Origin of the sequence: Spirulina sp. CS-785/01 (assembly GCF_028330525.1) — a bacterium.
GTDB lineage: Bacteria > Cyanobacteriota > Cyanobacteriia > Cyanobacteriales > Spirulinaceae > JAQMSD01.
Genome location: NZ_JAQMSD010000237.1, coordinates 1 through 19,992, shown reverse-complemented (window position 1 = coordinate 19,992; position 19,992 = coordinate 1). Strand labels below are relative to the sequence as shown.

The window sequence follows — 19,992 nt, the reverse complement described above, 5'->3', positions numbered from 1 at the left end:
GCCAAGTGCTGGCGTTTACACTTGGGTGTGATGACCCTGGCGAAGGTAGCCTACCTTTTTACAGGATTTATGGCTGAGTCTGCACGCTCGTCCCTTTCTAAGTCAACAAAAATTGAACAATGTCAATCAATGTCTAGCTTTCAACGAGCGGTTATTCACCTTCTGCGGGAGCTTCTTCTTCAGTAGCTTCGCCTTCTTCACCTTCTGCGGGAGCTTCTTCGGTGGCTTCGCCTTCTTCACCTTCTGCGGGGGCTTCTTCTGTAGTTTCTTCAGTTGCCGGAGCTTCGGTATCAGCACCGCCACCGCCACAAGCCACTAAAACGGGGGTAGTGAGCATTGCTAAGGCCGCAAGAACTAAAACGAAACGATTAATCATATTTAATATCTCCTCATGTCAGAAAAAATGGGTGGTTGAATAGGAGTGAGGTGAGTGATGGATGATCAGAGTAGTTCAGATCATCACTTGTTCAGATCATAGCGATACATACATTGTGATTTGTAACACATTTGATTTGTAACACATTATTTTGTTTTCAGCGCGTCTCGAACAGACCAGCCCGACTCGGATAGATGTAATACCCTCCCTTCACCCAATGACAGGGCTGTTAGTGATTTATCCATAATAGCGAAAGTTCGCTGAATCACCCCAAAAATTCACAAATCGAGACTCTCCTATCTCCCCTATCTGCCCCATCTCCCCCATCTCCTCTAGAGTGTAGGGATTAGTTCGGGAAACCGTACTTCTTGGAGAGTTGCCAGAGGATCATAACTTTCGCTAAATTAGCACTCGTAAGGTGAGAGTGCTAAATCACTCAAACTCACTACAACCTATTCCAATTATTCATCACTAGCCATTAAACTTTGGAGGATATTGCATGGCAGCTTTAACCATTAATGTTTCTACCGTTAATCCTTTGGGCGATCGCGTTTTCGTGAAAATCAGCGAAAGCGAAGAGCAAACCTCTGGGGGGATTTTCTTACCCGACACCGCCAAAGAAAAACCCCAAGTCGGAGAAGTTGTCGCCGTCGGTCCTGGAAAAATTGACAACGATGGCAACCGCATCCCCATGGAAGTGAAACAAGGCGACCAAGTTCTCTACTCCAAATACGCCGGAACGGACATCAAACTCAACGGCGAAGACTACGTACTCTTGTCTGAAAAAGACATCCTCGCTTCCGTAGCCTAACGTCTTGTTTCTAGACAAAACCCCTTTTATTCACCCTTGAATTATCAACCACTGTAGGAGACTATGGCTAAAAGCATAATCTACAACGAAGAAGCTCGTCGCGCCCTTGAAAAAGGCATTGACTTACTCGCCGAATCCGTCGCTGTCACCCTCGGCCCCAAAGGACGCAATGTTGTCCTAGAGAAAAAATTTGGCGCACCCCAAATCGTAAACGACGGTGTTACCATCGCCAAAGAAATCGAACTCGAAGACCACATTGAAAATACTGGGGTTTCCCTCATCCGTCAAGCCGCATCTAAAACCAACGATATTGCAGGGGACGGAACAACCACCGCAACGGTTTTAGCCCATGCTATGGTTAAAGGCGGACTGCGGAACGTGGCTGCGGGTGCAAACCCCATCGCCCTGAAACGCGGTGTGGACAGAGCTACGGAATACCTTGTCGGCCAAATCAAAGACCGCGCCCAAGATATCTCTGATTCTAAATCCATCGCCCAAGTGGGTTCAATTTCGGCTGGCAACGACGAAGAAGTCGGACAAATGATTGCCCAAGCTATGGATAAAGTGGGCAAAGAAGGGGTCATCTCCCTCGAAGAAGGGAAGTCTATGACTACCGAACTAGAAATTACCGAAGGGATGCGCTTCGACAAAGGCTACATCTCCCCGTATTTCGCCACCGACACCGAGCGCATGGAAGCGGTGTTAGATGAGCCTTATCTCTTAATCACCGATAAGAAAATCACTCTGGTTCAAGACCTCGTTCCTGTTCTGGAACAGGTGGCTCGTTCCGGTAAACCCTTATTAATCATAGCTGAAGATATTGAGAAAGAAGCCTTAGCGACTCTCGTGGTCAACCGTCTGCGTGGGGTTCTGAATGTGGCTGCGGTGAAAGCTCCTGGATTTGGCGATCGCCGGAAACAAATGCTCGAAGACATCGCCACCCTCACTGGTGGACAGATGATCAGCGAAGATGCAGGGCTGAAACTCGACAACACCAAACTCGAACAACTCGGGTCTGCTCGTCGTGTCACTATCACCAAAGAAAACACCACCATCGTGGCCGAAGGCAACGATGTGGCGGTGAAAAAACGCTGCGACTTAATCCGCAAGCAAATCGAGGAAAGCGATTCGTCTTACGACAAAGAAAAACTGCAAGAGCGTTTAGCGAAACTCTCTGGCGGGGTTGCAGTCATCAAAGTCGGTGCCGCCACCGAAACCGAGATGAAAGACCGCAAACTGCGCTTAGAAGACGCAATCAACGCCACCAAAGCGGCTGTTGAAGAAGGCATCGTTCCAGGTGGTGGGACAACCTTAGCTCACTTAGCTCCTGGACTGGAAGAATGGGCTAATCAAAACCTGACTGGGGAAGAACTCATCGGGGCCACCATTGTTGTCCGTTCCTTAACTGCTCCCCTCCGTCGTATCGCTGAAAACGCCGGACAAAACGGGGCAGTCATCGCCGAACGAGTCAAAGAAAAAGACTTCAGCGTGGGCTACAATGCCGCTAACAACGAGTTTGCCGATATGTTTGAGGCTGGTATCGTTGACCCCGCTAAAGTAACCCGCAGTGCTATTCAAAACGCTGCGTCTATCGCCGGAATGGTCTTAACCACCGAGTGCATTGTGGTGGACAAACCTGAAAAAGATAAAGCCTCTGCTGGCCCGGGTGGTGACTTCGACTACTAAGGTTTAATTAAACCGGATAGAACCGGATAGTATTCAAATCCCCCTAGCGTTTGCTAGGGGGATTTGTGTAGGATTCTTGCTTGACAAAGTGATCTCATTTTGAGAAGGATTTTATAGCATTACGGGGATACGTTTATTTTTGGTAACAAAAAAAGGCAATTTTTAGACTTGCCTTTTTGAAAAATTTATGCTAGTCGTTACACGACTTTAAAGTTTTACTTCGATATCAACCCCAGAGGGAAGGTCTAACTTCATGAGTGCATCAATGGTTTTTGAGGAGGGTTGATAAATATCAATAATGCGGCGGTGGGTGCGGGTTTCAAAATGCTCGCGAGAGTCTTTATCCACGTGGGGCGATCGCAAGAGACAATAAACCTTCCGCTTCGTCGGTAAAGGAATCGGCCCAATAGCGGTAGCATTGGTGCGATTAGCGGTATCGACAATTTTTTCGCAAGACGTATCGAGTAAACGCCGATCAAAGGCTTTCAAGCGAATCCGAATTTTTTGCTGTTGAATCGTGGCCATTTTTTTTTCAGTTGTCAAGGTTCAGAATGAAAAGTTTCAGAGAAAAAAATGGAGCAGATCACAATAGGTCTCAATCTGCTCCATGTTTAAGGAATGGGGAAACTAGGTGACGATTTTAGAAACCGCACCTGCTCCAATGGTGCGTCCCCCTTCACGAATAGCGAAGCGCATTCCTTTTTCAATGGCAATGGGGGTAATTAGTTCCACTGTCATTTTAATCCGGTCTCCCGGCATTACCATTTCTGCGCTGCTTCCATCGTCGGCGGTGAAGGATTCAATCGTTCCTGTCACGTCAGTGGTTCGCACGTAGAATTGAGGACGGTAGTTGGGGAAGAATGGAGTATGACGACCCCCTTCTTCTTTTTTGAGAACATAGACCTCAGCCTCAAATTTGGTGTGAGGGGTAATTGTTCCGGGTTGGGCAATCACCATCCCCCGTTCAATTTGGTCTTTTTCAACCCCACGGAGCAGAACACCAACGTTGTCCCCTGCCATCCCTTCATCAAGGACTTTCTGGAACATTTCCACCCCAGTCACTTTGGTGCTACGGGTATCTCTTACCCCAACAATCTCTACGGTATCGCCCACTTTAATTTTACCGCGCTCGATCCGTCCAGTGGCGACTGTTCCCCGTCCAGTAATAGAGAATACGTCTTCTACTGCCATTAAGAAGGGCTTGTCAATTTCCCGTTCAGGGGTCGGAATATTGTCGTCCACCGCATCCATCAGAGCGTAGATTTGATCTACCCACTCATTATCCCCTTTGGCAATATTCGGGTCCCTGGTGAGGGCATTTAAGGCTTCTAAAGCAGACCCAGCAACGATGGGAATATTATCGCCATCAAAATCATACTCACTGAGCAGTTCCCGAACTTCTAATTCAACCAGTTCTAGGAGTTCTTCGTCGTCCACTTGGTCTTTCTTATTCAAGAAAACCACGAGGTTAGGAACGCCCACCTGACGAGCTAAGAGGATGTGTTCACGGGTTTGGGGCATGGGACCATCTGCCGCAGATACCACCAGAATTGCACCGTCCATTTGCGCCGCCCCAGTGATCATGTTTTTCACATAGTCAGCGTGTCCAGGGCAGTCCACGTGGGCATAGTGCCGGGTTTCGGTTTGATATTCCACGTGAGAGGTATTAATCGTAATCCCCCGTTGTTTTTCTTCTGGGGCTGCGTCGATCTCATCGAACTTTTTCGCAGTCGCATTCCCAGACGATGCGAGGGTCAGCGTAATTGCTGCGGTGAGGGTGGTTTTACCGTGGTCAACGTGACCGATGGTACCGATGTTAACGTGGTCTTTGGTTCTTTCAAATTTTGCGCGTGCCATTACTTAACTTGTTCCTTATCTCTAGTTTGCGTTCCCTTGACTTTTAGCGATGATGGCTTCAGCGACATGACGAGGAACTTCATCATATTGGCTGAATTCCATCGAGAAGATACCACGTCCCTGGGTTCGAGAACGGATATCTGTAGCGTAACCAAACATTTCTGCCAAAGGCACTTGAGCGGAAATTTTGGCTAGCCCTTCTTCGGTGTTCATCCCTTCGATGTGACCGCGACGGGAGTTTAAGTCTCCCATCACGTCGCCGAGGAATTCCTCGGGGACTTCCACCTCAACTTTCATCATGGGTTCGAGGATGATGGCTTCTGCACGATGGGCAGCTTCCCGCATTCCCATTGAACCCGCGATTTTGAAAGCCATTTCTGAGGAGTCCACGTCGTGGTAAGACCCATCCGTTAATGTGACTTTCACGTCGATGAGAGGATACCCTGCTAGAATACCGGATTCGCAGCATTCTTTGATCCCGTCTTCCACAGCAGGGATATATTCTTTGGGAATCGCCCCACCGACAATCTTGGAGACGAACTCGAAACCACTCCCGGCTTCACCAGGTTCTACGTCGAGAACGACGTGACCATATTGCCCTTTACCTCCACTCTGACGGATAAATTTCCCTTCAGCGTTGGCGGGCTTACGGAGGGTTTCTCGATAGGCCACTTGGGGTTGACCCACGTTGGCTTCGACTTTGAACTCGCGGAGCATCCGGTCAACGAGGACTTCGAGGTGAAGTTCTCCCATTCCGGCAATGACGGTTTGGTTGGTTTCGGGGTCGGTGCTGACCCGGAAGGTGGGGTCTTCATCCGCCAAGGATTGTAGGGCTTTGGAGAGTTTCTCCATGTCCCCTTTGGTTTTCGGCTCTACGGCCACGGAGATTACTGGCTCAGGAATGTAGAGCGATTCTAGGATAATTGGTTCTTCTTCATCACACAAGGTGTCCCCTGTGGTGGTTTGTTTCAAACCAATGGCTGCTCCTAAGTCTCCGGCTCGCAGTTCCTCAACTTCAATGCGATCGTTGGATTTCAAGACGATTAAGCGAGAAAGCCGTTCTTTCTGTCCTTTGGTGGCGTTATACACATAACTGCCTTTGGTGAGGACTCCAGAATAGACGCGCATGAAGGTGAGACGACCGTAAGGGTCTGAGGCTACTTTGAAGGCTAAGGCCGAAGCTGGACCGTCATCTCGGGCGGGACGAGTGGCTTCCTCTCCATCGGGAAGTAACCCTTTAATGGGGGGAACTTCCGTGGGGGCGGGAAGATAATCAACGACGGCATCCAAGAGTAGTTGGACTCCTTTGTTTTTGAAGGCAGACCCACAGAGTAAGGGAACAATTGTTCCGTCTAATGTTCCTTTCCGAATAGCGAGACGAATTTCGTCTTCACTGAGGTCTTCTTCCATTAGATACTTCTCGAGAAGCTCTTCGTCGGTTTCAGCCACAGATTCCACCAGTTTGGCGCGATATTCTTGGGCTAATTCCAGAACATCTTCGGGGATTTCGGTATCTTGGATTTCTGTCCCGATGTCGTTGGTGTAGATTTTGGCACGCATCCGCACTAAATCTACAATGCCTTGGAAGTTACTTTCACTACCAATGGGGATTTGAATGGGGACAGCGTTGGCGCGGAGGCGATCGCGGATCTGCTCATAGACTTTATAATAGTTCGCCCCGGTCCGATCCATCTTGTTAACGAAGGCAATCCGTGGGACGCGATAACGGTCGGCTTGCCGCCATACCGTTTCCGACTGAGGCTGGACTCCTCCCACTGAGCAGAAGACCGCAATCACGCCATCAAGAACCCGCATGGAACGTTCTACTTCAATTGTGAAGTCCACGTGACCCGGCGTATCAATGATGTTTACGCGATGCTCCCGCCAGTTGGTGCTGATCGCGGCTGCGGTAATCGTAATGCCTCGCTCTCGCTCCTGAGCCATCCAGTCTGTGACTGCACTGCCCTCATGAACTTCGCCGATTTTGTGAACGATCCCAGAATAGAACAGGATACGTTCAGTTGTTGTTGTCTTTCCAGCATCAATGTGTGCCGCGATTCCAATATTTCTAACTTTCTCTAGCGGGATAGTCCGTCCCACAACGACCTCCTTATTCTTAAATCGGGGCTTCGTTACTATATATTTACACTATTTACAATTCTATACTTTTTTTAAGCATTATTGGAGATTCGATTGGATTCTTCTGAGTCTTGCTTTTTCGCTAAAGTTAGCTCAAGACTGGTTCGGAGTCTAATCCCTCTAATTCGAGTAAGTCCCCTCATTGAATCGAGTAAATTATTCTAGTAACGATAATGGGCAAAGGCTTTGTTGGCTTCTGCCATACGATGCGTTTCTTCTCTTTTCCGAATCGCACCTCCGGTTTCATTGGCTGCATCCATGATCTCGTTAGCGAGTTTCAGGGCCATGGTTTTACCGGAGCGAGCGCGAGCATATTGGGAGAGCCAACGCAAGGCTAATGTAGTGCCTCGGTTGGAACGCACTTCCATGGGAACTTGGTAGGTTGCCCCACCTACCCGACGGGCTTTGACTTCCACGAGGGGGGTTAAGTTCCGAATGGCTTGCTCGAAGACTTCTAAAGGATCACTGCCGGTCCGTTCTTCGATGATTTTTAAGGCATCGTAAATAATCCCGGACGCGACCGATTTTTTCCCACTCCGCATGATCCGCCGCATGGTCATACTGATCAAACGGCTGTTATAAACGGGATCAGGGGGAACTGGGCGTTTTTTGGTAACAGAACGACGAGACATTTTAACTTATGGTTTCAGGTTTCAATGAAGACGAACAAAATAGGCTGAAATCAGTTGGTACGCAGACGAACCACTAATGTTCAGGTGGCTTTAAGCTAATACTGTGTTTGAACTTCGGGGAATGCCCTTGGGGGGATTATTCTTTTGGGTTACTCTTTCGGGCGTTTAGTGCCGTATTTGGAGCGACCTTGGCGACGATCTTTAACCCCCGTTGCATCTAATGTTCCACGCACAATGTGATAGCGAACTCCAGGTAAATCTTTAACCCGGCCTCCTCGAATCAGCACAACTGAGTGTTCCTGTAGGTTATGACCAATTCCGGGGATATAAGCTGTCACTTCAAAGCCAGAGGTTAAGCGAACCCGCGCCACTTTTCGCAGTGCAGAATTAGGCTTCTTAGGGGTGGTGGTGTACACACGAGTACACACCCCCCGACGTTGAGGACATTCTCGCAAAGCGGGAGACTTCGTTTTCTTTTTAGCGACAGAGCGTTCGCTCCGGATCAGTTGCTGAATAGTTGGCATAGGGAATGTTAGTGCCGAACGTTTTTTGTTTTTTTTGTGTTGTGTGACAGTCTCTCATCATACCCAAGATCAAATCTCCCTGTCAAGGTACACAGGGGAATTCCTGAAGTCCAGCCAGAGAGAGCGCGATCGCGCCCTTCCTATCTTCCATCTCCCCGTCCCTTTAACTTCTCCTGGCCCCACCAGAGACGAGAGAGCCTTCTAAGAGGTAAAAGACAGACTACAACTACAAGTCTTACTCGCATTGGGATTTTTAAACCGAAACCCCCCTCCCATCAAATCTTCCGAATAATCCACCGATACCCCTTGTAAATAGCGATCGCTGTCTGCATCCACCACAATCTCAATCCCCTGACTGCTATAACAGCGATCAGTGTCCCGTTTCTCCTGAGTAAACTCCAGCCCATAATAAAACGTAGCACACCCCCCCTCCTTAACCGTCACCCGTAACATCTTTTGGGGAGTCCCCTCCTGTTGCGTCGCAGAGCGAGAATCACTCACCCATCGTAACCGTTGAATTTCTTGTGCGGCGGCTTGACTTAATGTAACCAACTTCCCAACATCCCGACAAATCACTAGGACAAATTATCTGATCGACATGATCCCAAAATCTGAACTCCAGATTTCTGCGTGTGCGATCAGATAACTTTCACTTTAAACCATTTCACTTTAAACCATTTCACTTTAAACCATTTCACTTTAAACCATTTCACTTTAAACCAATTGTGAGCCTGTTTCAATCGCGCTTATAATCATCTTGGAAGCGAATGATATCATCCTCTCCCAGATATTCCCCATTTTGCACCTCAATAATCACCAAATTAATCACCCCTGGATTTTCCAAACGGTGGGGCGTACATTGCGGCACATAGGTCGATTGATTACTGGCCAAAATTTCTTCTTTTTCACCACAAGTCACCTTAGCCGTTCCAGATACGACGATCCAGTGTTCACTACGATGGTGGTGCATCTGAAAACTGAGACGGTGGCCAGGTTTCACTTCAATGCGTTTAATCTTATAGCCTGCACCCTCTTCTAGCACCGTAAAAGTCCCCCAAGGACGAGAAGAAGTCATCGACTCGGCGGCCTCAGTGGTTTTAACAACATTGGTAATGGATAAAGACGGGGTGGGGGTTACTTCTTTGGTCTGAATCATAGTTGCTCAACTCCAGAATGCAAGGTCATCTAACCTACTGACTTAACTCAACCATAACAGAAGATTTCTGGACGTTGGCCTATAATAGGGCGAAATTCCGGCCAGACCTAAACAAGTCTTTACAAATATCAACATTAATCCTGTCGAACATAAATACCAATCGCATTATGAACCCGGGCCGCAGTTGAGGCCGGACGGTCAATTAAGCGATCATGGAGATATAACGACGTTGAACTTCCCCCGTCTAAATTCAGCGCATCCACCACCCCTAGACGTTGTAGCACTTGGGCCAATTCTCGTAAATTGGGGCCTTTCCCCCCAACCCGATTATGAACCGCCGCCAAAATTAATGTACCTTGAGAAGTTGTCCCGATCGCGCTTCTTGAAGCCGTCTGTCGATTAAACGCATTACTAAACTTTTCGGCTGCCCCATTCAGCACAATTCCCCCATTCCGCAACAAAAGCGGCCCTGCGCCAATAATATGCGGATAATTAACAAAATCATCAGGAATCGTTTCGCTAGTGAGTTGCACCCGTGTTCCCACCGGGAATTGTCGGGGCGAAACACTATTAGCCCGAACTGCTAAAATATAACCATCTTCAGGAATCGGAAAACGGCTGGCCGCCTCCCCCGATAAACGACGGGTAATTTGATTATTCCGCACCAGCAACAGAGTTTCATTATCCGTCAAAGGCGTATAACTACGCCCCCAAGCGGGAGTATAACGGGCCACCCCCGCTTGCACATACCCACTATTCAAATGAGAAATAAAAACCCGTCTTCCCGTGGACGTAGTGAGAACTTCCCGGAGATAAAGGCGATCAATCTTCACATTCCCTTGATTGTCCCACCCAATCGCCCCTCGATTGAGAATCGGCCCCGAAAACCATTGACTATCCCGACGAATTGCCCCTAATGGTAAACGATTATCTCGATTAAAAAATCCCCCATTAATGGCCGCCAACACCCGCCACCGTCGTCCCATGGTCACTAAGGGTTCAGTCCCCGTCATTGAAGGCGGTTCACCCCAAATTGGTCGTAATTGTACCCCAGAATGGCGCGGATCAACCTCTAAGGCCACCACGGGAAACCGTTCTCTCCCAAAAGACACATATTCTTGTCGTAAACGAACCCCAGGGGCCACCTCTGTGGTTTGTTCTCGAAAAGCAGGTTCAGGGGTTTCTAGAGACTCATCATTCTCTGGGGGACGTTGGGCAATATTTACTGTCCCCCCCTCCTGTTCTTGAGCTTGGGCGGTTTGGGGTGGAGTTGCAGTCCCCCAAACGACAGAGACCAGACATAATCCTAATAATAAGCTCGGTTTGAGCATTCTTTCAGTCCTAAGCCAACGAAATGTGTGTGATGGAACGCGCTTCTTGTTCCGTTTGGCAAATCAGCATATCAAGAAATGATGACTTGACCAACGGCCTTAATTCAGGGGAGAAATCCTTGTCAACGCAAGCATTCCCTATAATAATAGTCAGACCATCTTTTTAAAGATTTTCTTTTTATTTGGTCAACTCCCCATCTCCGATTCCCAGAAGGAATGCTAGGGGGAGAGGTGGGACTGGAACTGTTGCAGTTTTGAGGCCCTTGAAGTCCAACCCTAATGAGACATGACTAACCAAGACTCGACCTCCGCTTGGCATGAGTTCCTTGAAGACTTCCTCTATCAGTAGGCTGACTGTATAGTTCTAACTGACTGTATAGTTCTAACGAGTTTCCTTTGAAGCGTCTCCCAAGGGCCGACTCTTGTCAGCAACAAGCGCATTCTCCTCTCAACGTCCCAGACTCACCCAACTTTTGCCCAAGACGAAAGGCTCTCTCAACTATGGATTTTTCATCTAAACTTACTCAAAATATGCCAATGAAGCACCAGTCTTTTTCCTCCCCAACTCAACATCCTTATCCCGGCCACCCTTGGTTAGTTGAAGAACGGGATGCTTGTGGGGTGGGTTTTATTGCCAATACCAAAGGGGATGCCACCCATACTCTCATTGACCAAGCCTTAATTGCCTTGGGATGCTTAGAACACCGGGGGGCCTGTAGTGCAGACTCCGATAGTGGGGATGGTTCGGGGGTTATGACCGGAATTCCCTTTGGGGTTCTACAGCCTTGGTTTGAGGAAAATAATATCACGATGCCGGCCCCAGAAAAGTTAGGGGTGGGGATGGTTTTTCTCCCGACTGATGAAGCAGAGGCCGCCGAAGGACGGCAGTTTATTGAGGAAACGGTCAAAGCCGCCCATCTTCAAGTGTTGGGGTGGCGAGAAGTTCCCACTGTTCCCGATGTCTTGGGGATTCAGGCCAAAGAAAACTTGCCCCGCATCGAGCAAATTCTGGTAACATCAGAGGAATTATCCGGGGATGAATTAGATCGGGTTCTCTACATTGCCCGATCGCGCGTGGGCAAAAAACTCAGCGACGACTTCTATATTTGCTCCTTCTCTTGTCGGACCATTGTGTATAAAGGAATGGTGCGATCGGAAGTCCTCGGTCAATTTTACCCCGACCTGCGCAACCCCAACTATACCAGTCGCTTCGCCGTCTATCACCGCCGTTTCAGCACCAACACCATGCCCAAATGGTTGTTAGCACAACCCATGCGTTTATTAGGGCATAACGGCGAAATTAACACCCTCTTGGGCAACATTAACTGGATGGCCGCCCGAGAAAATTACCTCGAATGTCCCGGTTGGCAACCCGAAGAACTCGAAGGACTCACCCCCATCGTTAACCCGGAAAACAGTGACTCCTCCAACCTCGATAGTGCCATGGAACTGCTCGTCCGCACCGGACGCACTCCCCTAGAAGCAGCCATGATCCTCGTTCCTGAAGCCTATCACAACCAACCGGACTTAGACGGCCATCACGAAATTGTCGATTTCTACGACTATTACAGCAACTTACAAGAACCCTGGGACGGACCCGCCTTATTAGTCTTCAGTGACGGGAAAACCATCGGCGCAACCTTAGACCGGAACGGCTTACGGCCCGCCCGTTACTGCATCACCAAAGATGATTATATCGTCGTCTCCTCCGAAGCCGGAGTCGTAGAACTCCCCGAAGCGGATATCGTCGAAAAAGGCCGTCTCGGCCCCGGACAAATGATCGCCGTGGACTTACAAGGACAAGAAATTCTCAAAAACTGGGACATTAAACAGCGTGTCGCCCAAGAACACCCCTACGGAGACTGGTTAAAAGAACACGCCTCACAGCTAGACTATCAAGCCTTCCACGAAGAAACCAGCCTAGAAAGCGAGCAATTACTACAACAACAAACCGCCTTTGGCTATACTGCCGAAGACGTGGACATGATCATCGTCCCCATGGCCACCCAAGGGAAAGAACCCACCTTCTGTATGGGGGATGATATTCCCTTGGCCGTCTTATCGGACAAACCCCGCTTACTCTACGACTACTTTAAACAACGGTTTGCCCAGGTCACAAACCCCCCCATTGACCCCTTACGGGAAAGCCTCGTCATGTCCCTACACATGGGGTTAGGGGAACGGGGCAACTTATTGCACGTCCACCCCGAAGGGGCAAAAATGTTACAAATTGAAAGTCCGGTTCTCAATGAAGCGGAATTAACCGCTATTGCAGAATCGAACTTCAACCCCACCACTCTGACAACACTTTTCCCGGTGAGTACGGGACCCCAAGGGTTAGAAACCGCTATTAAAAATCTCTGTGAACAGGCAACCCAAGCGGTTCAAGCAGGGAGTAAAATTTTAATCCTCTCGGACCGTTCTCAAGAGGGACTCAACGAAAATCAGACTTATATTCCCCCACTGTTGGCAGTGGGTGCTGTTCATCAGCATTTAATCCGCGAAGGACTGCGGTTAAGTGCTTCTATTGTGGTAGAAACCGCCCAATGTTGGAGTACCCATCATTTTGCCTGTTTAGTGGGCTACGGGGCTTCTGCCATTTGTCCCTATTTGGCTCTAGAAACCGTCCGCAACTGGTGGAATGACCCAAAAACCCAAAAAATGATGGAACGGGGGAAAATCGAGTCTCTGAGCCTCACAGAAGCCTTAAAACATTACCGCAAGGCCATTGAAATGGGCTTGTTGAAGATTCTCTCGAAAATGGGCATTTCGCTGCTGTCTTCCTACCACGGGGCGCAAATTTTCGAGGCCCTGGGTTTAGGGCCAGATGTGGTTGATCTGGCGTTTTATGGGACGACTTCTCGCTTAGGGGGAATGAGTTTAGCGGACTTATCCCAAGAGGTGGTGGCATTCCACAAACGGGCCTTCCCGGAAATGCAGAAGAAGAAATTGGAGAATCTCGGCTTTATTAATTTCATCCCCAGTGGAGAGTATCACATGGGGTCTCCGGCTATGTCTAAAGCCTTACACAGTGCTGTCCGGGGCTTTAAGGAAATGGAGGCCAATGGCAATGGGTCGAAGGCATTGGTTGAACAGGGTTACGACCATTACGAGACCTACAAGCGGTATTTAGAGGAACGTCCGGCAACGGCATTGCGGGATTTATTGGACTTTCAGGTGTCTGAAAATCCCATTCCTTTAGAGGAGGTTGAACCCGTTGAGGAGATTGTGAAACGCTTCTGTACGGGGGCGATGTCTTTGGGTTCGCTGTCACGGGAAGCCCATGAAACCCTGGCTGTGGCCATGAACCGGATTGGTGGGAAGTCCAATTCTGGGGAAGGTGGGGAAGACCCGCAACGGTTTAAGATGATTGTCGATGTGGATGAGTCGGGTTTATCGGAAACTTTCTCCCATTTGAAAGGACTGCGACAGGGCGACTCGGCGAGTTCGGCGGTTAAACAGGTTGCTTCGGGCCGCTTTGGGGTGACTCCGGAATATTTAATGAGTGGTCGCCAGGTGGAGATTAAGATCGCCCAGGGGGCAAAACCCGGTGAAGGGGGACAGTTGCCTGGTAAGAAGGTGAGTCCTTATATTGCCATGTTGCGTCGGTCTAAGCCTGGTGTGCCGTTGATTTCGCCGCCGCCTCATCACGATATTTACTCGATTGAGGATTTGGCCCAGTTGATTTTTGATCTCCACCAGGTGAACCCGGAGGCGAAGGTTTCGGTGAAGTTGGTGGCTGAGATCGGCATTGGAACGGTTGCTGCGGGTGTGGCGAAGGCTAATGCGGATGTGATTCAGATTTCGGGCCATGATGGCGGTACGGGGGCTTCTCCTCTGAGTTCCATTAAACACGCGGGTGTGTCTTGGGAGTTAGGGGTGACGGAGGTTCACCGGATGCTGATGGAAAATCAGTTGCGCGATCGCGTGTTACTGCGTACCGATGGCGGTATTAAAACGGGCTATGATGTCCTCATGGCGGCGTTAATGGGTGCTGAGGAGTACGGCTTTGGCTCAGTGGCTATGATTGCCGAGGGCTGCATTATGGCGCGTGTTTGTCACACCAACAACTGCCCGGTTGGGGTAGCGACGCAGCAGGAACGGTTACGGAAGCGTTTCCCTGGGACTCCTGGCCATGTGGTTAATTTCTTCTATTTTGTGGCGGAGGAAGTGCGGCAATTATTAGCCCGGTTGGGGTATCGTTCGTTAAATGAGGTGATTGGCCGGTCTGATCTCCTGAAACCTCGTGAAACCATGAAGGTGACGAAGACGGAGGGGTTAGATTTAACTTGTCTCTGTTTACACCCGGTGTCTAATGACCGCAGTTGGTTGAATCATGAGGCAGTCCACAGTAATGGGCCGGTGTTAGATGACCAAATTTTGGCGGATGGGGAAATTCGTCAGGCCATCGAGAAGCAAGGGTCGATTCGCAAGGCGTTTCCTATTGTTAATACAGACCGGACTGTGGGTGCGCGAATTGCCGGGGCCATTGCCAAACAATACGGGGATGATGGCTTTGAAGGCCAGTTAAACCTCGATTTCCGGGGGTCTGCGGGTCAAAGTTTTGGCGCGTTTAACCTGCCAGGAATGGTGTTACACCTCATCGGGGAGGCCAATGATTATGTCGGGAAAGGGATGCACGGGGGTGAGATTATTATTACACCGCCGGAGTCTGCTACCTATGATCCGGCTGAGAATTCCATTGTGGGGAATACCTGTTTATATGGGGCAACGGGTGGCACGCTGTACGCCAATGGCCGCGCTGGCGAACGCTTTGGGGTGCGTAACTCGAAAGGCGAAGCGGTGATTGAAGGGGCTGGTGATCACTGTTGTGAGTATATGACAGGCGGCGCGATCGTGGTTCTGGGAACAGTTGGCCGCAACGTCGGTGCGGGGATGACTGGCGGTTTAGGTTATTTCCTTGATGAGGATGGCAAGTTTGCTCAACGGGTCAACCCCGAAATCGTCAAAATTCAGCGTGTGAGTACCCCTGCGGGTGAACAACAGTTAAAGTCGATGATTGAAGCGCACGCGGAACGCACGGGAAGTGCCAAAGCGAAGGCGATTTTAGCGGACTGGCAGAATTATTTACCCCAGTTCTGGCAAGTCGTTCCCCCGTCGGAGGAAGAAACCCCCGAAGCGGGTGCTGTGACGGAGGAGAAGGCGTTGTCTTCGGTTTAAGACTCGTTGGATAGTTTTTTTGCTAGGGTGGGTAAATTACTCACCCTTTTTATTTAGGACACCCAGTAATCAACTTGTTCCTAAAATGAATACTTTTAATAACTTACCACCTTCAGCTAAAGCAGCTTTTGCATTTATACTAATTGTATTAGGTATTGCGGGATACAGAATTCTTATGCCTTCTACACCTAATACTGCAACAAGTATTATCAGTCAATCAGACACAAAACAAACCAAGACAACAAAAGTAGGAATCATAGTACGAGATAAAATTAATGAGCAAGTTTTACCAAAAACTAGAGTTGAAATTACTTCTGATGGACCTCCTATTTTTAAAACAACAGATAATAATGGTTATGTAGAAGTTACTATTGAAGAGCGAGACACTCTCGAAATTAATTTACAAAAAGAAGGTTATAAGAATGCAAAATTTACACTAAATTTGTCTAGCGATCCTAATACAACTAAAAAACTATATTTAGAACCTATCCAATAATTCGTAGTTATTCAATAAAAGCTAAATGTCATCAAACGATTTAGATTTTTGGAGATGTATAAAGCAAAGATTTGAATTCTGTTTAATGTTATCCGCTTTACTAGGATGTGGTTTTCTTATATGGAGTGACGTTCTGTTTATTATTTTTATGCTTATTTTTAGTGGAATTGCGGTAGCAGAAGCTGAATTATATAATATATCATTACAAAAAATAGAAGAACTAGAAAATGTACCAAGTAGTCAACTAGGAAAGTCAATTCAGCAACTTAATACGGTCAAGAATATACTTAACGGATATCCTGAATTTCGTAATGACTTATCAGAATTAATAAATGATATAGAAAATGCCAAACGGTATAATGAAGAGAAAATAAGAGGTTGGTGGGAATGGATAATACAATGTAGAGCAGAAAAAGGGGTTCAATTTGGTTGTCCTCCAAATAAGAATGATAATTTTTGTCCTGATGGTTTTCCTGTACGAGCAACCGAAAATTTAAAAGGCAAAAAATATCAAAACGAACCATACAGAGGTATTTATTATGAACCCGGTGATCCTGATTATAAATCTGAAGCAACTTGGTGTTTTGAAAATATAGAAAATGCTAAAAAAGATAGATTTAGGCGTTCTAAGAAACGCAGAAGAAGTCAATAAAAAGACTAAGCAGATAAACAGAATTAATTTCCTATTTTGAAATGTCAGATGCTCTGCATAACGAAAATCATGGGATAGCGAAATAAAATGCAAGAAATTAAGCAAAGAATTATTCAAGAGATAAAAAATAAAAAGTCTTTAATTTCTGTACCAGAAATCGTTTTGCCAGATTTAGTAGAAACTTATAAAATCTGTAGAGTTCTAGATGAAAGTCTAGCTCTTTTTTTTGATGAGAAAGAAGATTATAATAATTACAGCTATATCAACGCAGAAATAGATGAGATTTTAAATATTTTTAAAACTGAAGTCTTAACTGCCTTACAAAATAAAAAGGTTCAGTTTCGATCAATTGATAGAAGCCAGCCATTTAAGTTTAGAAATATTTTTGAATATGCTGGCAGTGAAAACTTATATTTATCTAGTATTTACACTCGATTTATATCAGAAAACTTAGGACATAAGTTAGAGGATATTGCTAATATTAGTCAACAAGTTTTTATTCCAGAAAAAGAGCTAAATTTATCTTTAAAAGGCATTGATCTAATCATTTATGATCAAGGTTTAATTAAATACGCTCAACTCAAAACCAAAAAAGATACATTAACAGGAAGTCAACGTTCTAGAAGTGTAGATGAATTGAAAATACATCCCCATTCCATGTTTGTAGCAGCACTTGACATGGGGAAGTCTTGGAATCCCAGTCCTAAAATTGCTAAAGCAAATCAAATTGAGCTTCTGGCAGGCGAAGATTTTTGGTCATTAATTGGGCTAGATTATACAGTAATACTAAATAAACTGTCCAAAGTAATTAATGAAATTGATAAAGAACTGTATCAATAAATTGATAAAATAGTCAATCTGCACTATTATAGATTAAGCTAAAAAAAGTTTTATGTCTATATGAATTACGTAACCCTTCAACAAGCCTCTCAATTACTCACTATCCCCATTCCTCAACTGTTGCAATGGCAAAAAAAGAAACTCATTAAATCTTGCCAAAAAGTAGAGAATACCCAGTTATTTGATATTGAACAAATTAAAGCGGTTAAAAATTGCCATGAAAATTCATCTAACTATTCACCAATTTATAAAATTTTACAAAGTGAAGATGAGAGTGATTTTAACGTCTTAGAATTATTTGCAGGGTGTGGGGGTATGGCGTTAGGGTTTGAAAATGCAGGGTTATCTAATTCGTTATTAGTGGAAATTAATCAAGATTGCATCAATACTTTAAATACTAATCGTCCTCATTGGAATATTATTCACGATGACGTTAAAAATATTAATTTTTCCGAGTATAACGGCAAAGTAGATATTGTAGCTGGGGGTTTCCCGTGTCAAGCCTTTAGTTATGCCGGATATGGGAGAGGGTTTGAGGATACTAGGGGGACATTATTTTTTGAAATGGCTCGTTGTTTATCAGAAATACAGCCTAAAATTGCAGTCATTGAAAATGTAAGAGGGTTAATGAGCCATGATCAAGGGAAAACCCTTGAAACGATTTTAAACACCTTAAAAGAATTAGGCTATAATCCGGTTTATCAAGTATTAAGCGCACAATTTCTTGATGTTCCTCAGAAACGAGAACGAGTGATTATTTTAGCCTCTCGCCAAGATTTACATTTATCCCTTAGTTTTCCCCAAGAAAAAAATTACACTATTTCCCTACGAGAAGCCTTAAAAAATTGTCCCCCATCCCAAGGGGTTCAATATAATCAGCGTAAAAAAGCAGTCATGGAATTAGTCCCCATGGGAGGCAACTGGCGCGACTTACCCGTTGAGGTGCAAAAATCCTATATGAAAAATAGTTTTTATAAAGGGGGAGGAAGAACGGGGTTTGCCAAAAGACTGGCATGGGATGAACCTGCCTTAACCGTCACTTGTAGTCCCTCCCAAACCCAGACCGAACGGTGTCATCCCGAAGAAACCCGACCGTTAACTGTGCGAGAATATGCAAGAATTCAAACCTTTCCCGATAATTGGCAGTTTGCGGGTTCTCTCTCTGCTCAATATAAACAAATTGGTAATGCAGTCCCGGTCAATATGGCCTATCATCTGGGTCAAAGTTTAATTGATGCCTTGCGGGGTACAACTCAGGATGTAGCGAAGAATTCAACCGTTCAACCTCAATTTAATCAGTTATCAATTCCGGGATTGACAGCCTAAATTTAAGCCTTCATCTTATCGCATGAGGCAAGAATTAGCCAATTCGTTTAAGGATAGGGGGTGTTGGGTGGGGGATAACCTACGAGAAACACAGAGAAATGAAAATTCACCTAAAGCACCTTGCAAAATTCTAGAAATACCGATTCGCATAATTTCGCTGAATACTTTGTAATTGAGTTTTTAAGAAAATATCTCTTAATTATCGCAGGTGTTAGTAATTTCGACTCAATTTACAACTGTTCTAAAGAAACCAAACCATTGTCTGTAAAATCTATGTTGAGATGATGTCCTGCCATCATAGCAGTTCCCAGCAAAGGCTTATACCCAGAGGCTAAAATCGGCACAACTTTATCCCGATTATCCCACACAATAGTCGCTAAATGGATTGATAACAAAGCCTCACTCCCATCCGCTAACCTAGCCAATGTGGTGGAATATAACGGCAGATTCATGGCACTTACAGCTTGGGGAGGTAGAGTAAGGTGGTCATTAAATCCCGTGTCAATAATGAAATCTATCGAAAACTCAGGTTGTGCAGGTAAACGAAAGGTGACAGGAATAAGAGCTTTACTTTCGATAAATTTCCCATAAATCATTGGACAATACGCTCACTTGCTCCCCCAAAACTCACAGCCACATCATACCCAATTCGCATCGTAAATAATCGCGCTTTGGGATTCTTTTCTTTGAGTGTTAAAGCACTTTCTACCCCCGTAGTATCAATACCATATTCCCCAGTTTCTGCATCAATCACAATCATTTTACCAATATTCTCAGGACACTCCACTTGGGGGCGGATATCTTGCTCATAAAACTGTTTTGCTCTACGAGCGACTTCTTCAACTGTCCAAAAAATAGCTTGCATGATAATCAGTTAATTCCTATCCCTACCAGAAATCACGTTGACACACGCTCCATTACACCACCAAACGACGTGGCGACATTATAGCCAATGCGGCTACCGAACAGACAGGCATTGGGGTGT

At 46.4% G+C, this 19,992-nt stretch carries 18 protein-coding genes; 7 read left to right on the top strand and 11 right to left on the bottom strand.

Features of this window, described 5'->3' with window-relative positions; translation table 11 throughout:
* Positions 1 to 151: 151 nt before the first annotated feature.
* Positions 152 to 376, bottom strand: coding sequence for a hypothetical protein (locus tag PN462_RS15465; RefSeq protein ID WP_272129574.1), 225 nt, complete (start codon positions 374 to 376; stop codon positions 152 to 154).
* Positions 377 to 875: 499 nt separating this feature from the next.
* On the opposite strand from PN462_RS15465, the gene groES reads away from it, so the two are divergent.
* Both groES and groL read left to right on the top strand, forming a co-directional pair.
* Positions 876 to 1,187, top strand: coding sequence for a co-chaperone GroES (gene groES, locus PN462_RS15460; protein WP_272129573.1), 312 nt, complete (start codon positions 876 to 878; stop codon positions 1,185 to 1,187).
* A gap of 63 nt (positions 1,188 to 1,250) precedes the next feature.
* A complete protein-coding gene (groL, locus tag PN462_RS15455; protein ID WP_272129569.1) occupies positions 1,251 to 2,873 on the top strand; it encodes a chaperonin GroEL in 1,623 nt (540 codons plus the stop codon).
* Between the two features lie 207 nt (positions 2,874 to 3,080).
* On the opposite strand, the gene rpsJ is transcribed toward groL, so the two are convergent.
* The 8 genes from rpsJ to PN462_RS15415 form a co-directional block, all read right to left on the bottom strand.
* Complete coding sequence (rpsJ, locus tag PN462_RS15450; protein WP_443029191.1) at positions 3,081 to 3,398, bottom strand: 30S ribosomal protein S10; 318 nt, start codon at positions 3,396 to 3,398, stop codon at positions 3,081 to 3,083.
* Positions 3,399 to 3,500: 102 nt separating this feature from the next.
* On the bottom strand, positions 3,501 to 4,730 hold the full coding sequence (gene tuf, locus PN462_RS15445) for an elongation factor Tu (RefSeq protein WP_272129567.1): 1,230 nt from the start codon (positions 4,728 to 4,730) through the stop codon (positions 3,501 to 3,503).
* A gap of 21 nt (positions 4,731 to 4,751) precedes the next feature.
* Complete coding sequence (gene fusA, locus PN462_RS15440; RefSeq protein ID WP_272129565.1) at positions 4,752 to 6,830, bottom strand: elongation factor G; 2,079 nt, start codon at positions 6,828 to 6,830, stop codon at positions 4,752 to 4,754.
* A 200-nt stretch (positions 6,831 to 7,030) separates the two neighbouring features.
* A complete protein-coding gene (rpsG, locus tag PN462_RS15435) occupies positions 7,031 to 7,501 on the bottom strand; it encodes a 30S ribosomal protein S7 (RefSeq protein ID WP_272129563.1) in 471 nt (156 codons plus the stop codon).
* 149 nt (positions 7,502 to 7,650) lie between these two features.
* A complete protein-coding gene (rpsL, locus tag PN462_RS15430; protein ID WP_272129560.1) occupies positions 7,651 to 8,025 on the bottom strand; it encodes a 30S ribosomal protein S12 in 375 nt (124 codons plus the stop codon).
* A 201-nt stretch (positions 8,026 to 8,226) separates the two neighbouring features.
* The gene (locus tag PN462_RS15425; protein WP_272129558.1) at positions 8,227 to 8,577 is read right to left on the bottom strand and encodes a HesB/IscA family protein; all 351 of its coding nucleotides are present in this window, start codon (positions 8,575 to 8,577) and stop codon (positions 8,227 to 8,229) included.
* Between the two features lie 184 nt (positions 8,578 to 8,761).
* Entirely contained in the window at positions 8,762 to 9,181 is a 420-nt protein-coding gene (locus PN462_RS15420; RefSeq protein WP_272129556.1) for a phosphomannose isomerase type II C-terminal cupin domain, read from the bottom strand.
* Between the two features lie 134 nt (positions 9,182 to 9,315).
* A complete protein-coding gene (locus tag PN462_RS15415) occupies positions 9,316 to 10,512 on the bottom strand; it encodes a phosphodiester glycosidase family protein (protein ID WP_272129554.1) in 1,197 nt (398 codons plus the stop codon).
* 531 nt (positions 10,513 to 11,043) lie between these two features.
* Here PN462_RS15415 and gltB point away from each other — a divergent pair.
* From gltB to PN462_RS15390, 5 genes are all read left to right on the top strand, one after another.
* Positions 11,044 to 15,693: a glutamate synthase large subunit gene (gene gltB, locus PN462_RS15410; protein WP_272129551.1), complete on the top strand. Its 4,650-nt coding sequence runs from the start codon at positions 11,044 to 11,046 to the stop codon at positions 15,691 to 15,693.
* 85 nt (positions 15,694 to 15,778) lie between these two features.
* On the top strand, positions 15,779 to 16,189 hold the full coding sequence (locus PN462_RS15405) for a hypothetical protein (protein ID WP_272129550.1): 411 nt from the start codon (positions 15,779 to 15,781) through the stop codon (positions 16,187 to 16,189).
* A gap of 25 nt (positions 16,190 to 16,214) precedes the next feature.
* Positions 16,215 to 16,841 carry a hypothetical protein gene (locus PN462_RS15400; protein ID WP_272129547.1) on the top strand — a complete coding sequence of 209 codons (627 nt, stop codon included), beginning with the start codon at positions 16,215 to 16,217 and terminating at the stop codon, positions 16,839 to 16,841.
* A gap of 87 nt (positions 16,842 to 16,928) precedes the next feature.
* The gene (locus PN462_RS15395) at positions 16,929 to 17,681 is read left to right on the top strand and encodes a hypothetical protein (protein ID WP_272129544.1); all 753 of its coding nucleotides are present in this window, start codon (positions 16,929 to 16,931) and stop codon (positions 17,679 to 17,681) included.
* A gap of 60 nt (positions 17,682 to 17,741) precedes the next feature.
* On the top strand, positions 17,742 to 19,007 hold the full coding sequence (locus PN462_RS15390) for a DNA cytosine methyltransferase (protein ID WP_272129541.1): 1,266 nt from the start codon (positions 17,742 to 17,744) through the stop codon (positions 19,005 to 19,007).
* Between the two features lie 230 nt (positions 19,008 to 19,237).
* On the opposite strand, the gene PN462_RS15385 is transcribed toward PN462_RS15390, so the two are convergent.
* Both PN462_RS15385 and PN462_RS15380 read right to left on the bottom strand, forming a co-directional pair.
* Positions 19,238 to 19,603: a clan AA aspartic protease gene (locus tag PN462_RS15385; RefSeq protein ID WP_272129537.1), complete on the bottom strand. Its 366-nt coding sequence runs from the start codon at positions 19,601 to 19,603 to the stop codon at positions 19,238 to 19,240.
* Positions 19,600 to 19,872 (bottom strand): hypothetical protein, encoded by a 273-nt coding sequence (locus tag PN462_RS15380; protein WP_272129535.1) that lies wholly within the window; start codon positions 19,870 to 19,872, stop codon positions 19,600 to 19,602. The genes PN462_RS15385 and PN462_RS15380 overlap by 4 nt, the downstream gene beginning before the upstream one ends.
* Positions 19,873 to 19,992: the final 120 nt, after the last annotated feature.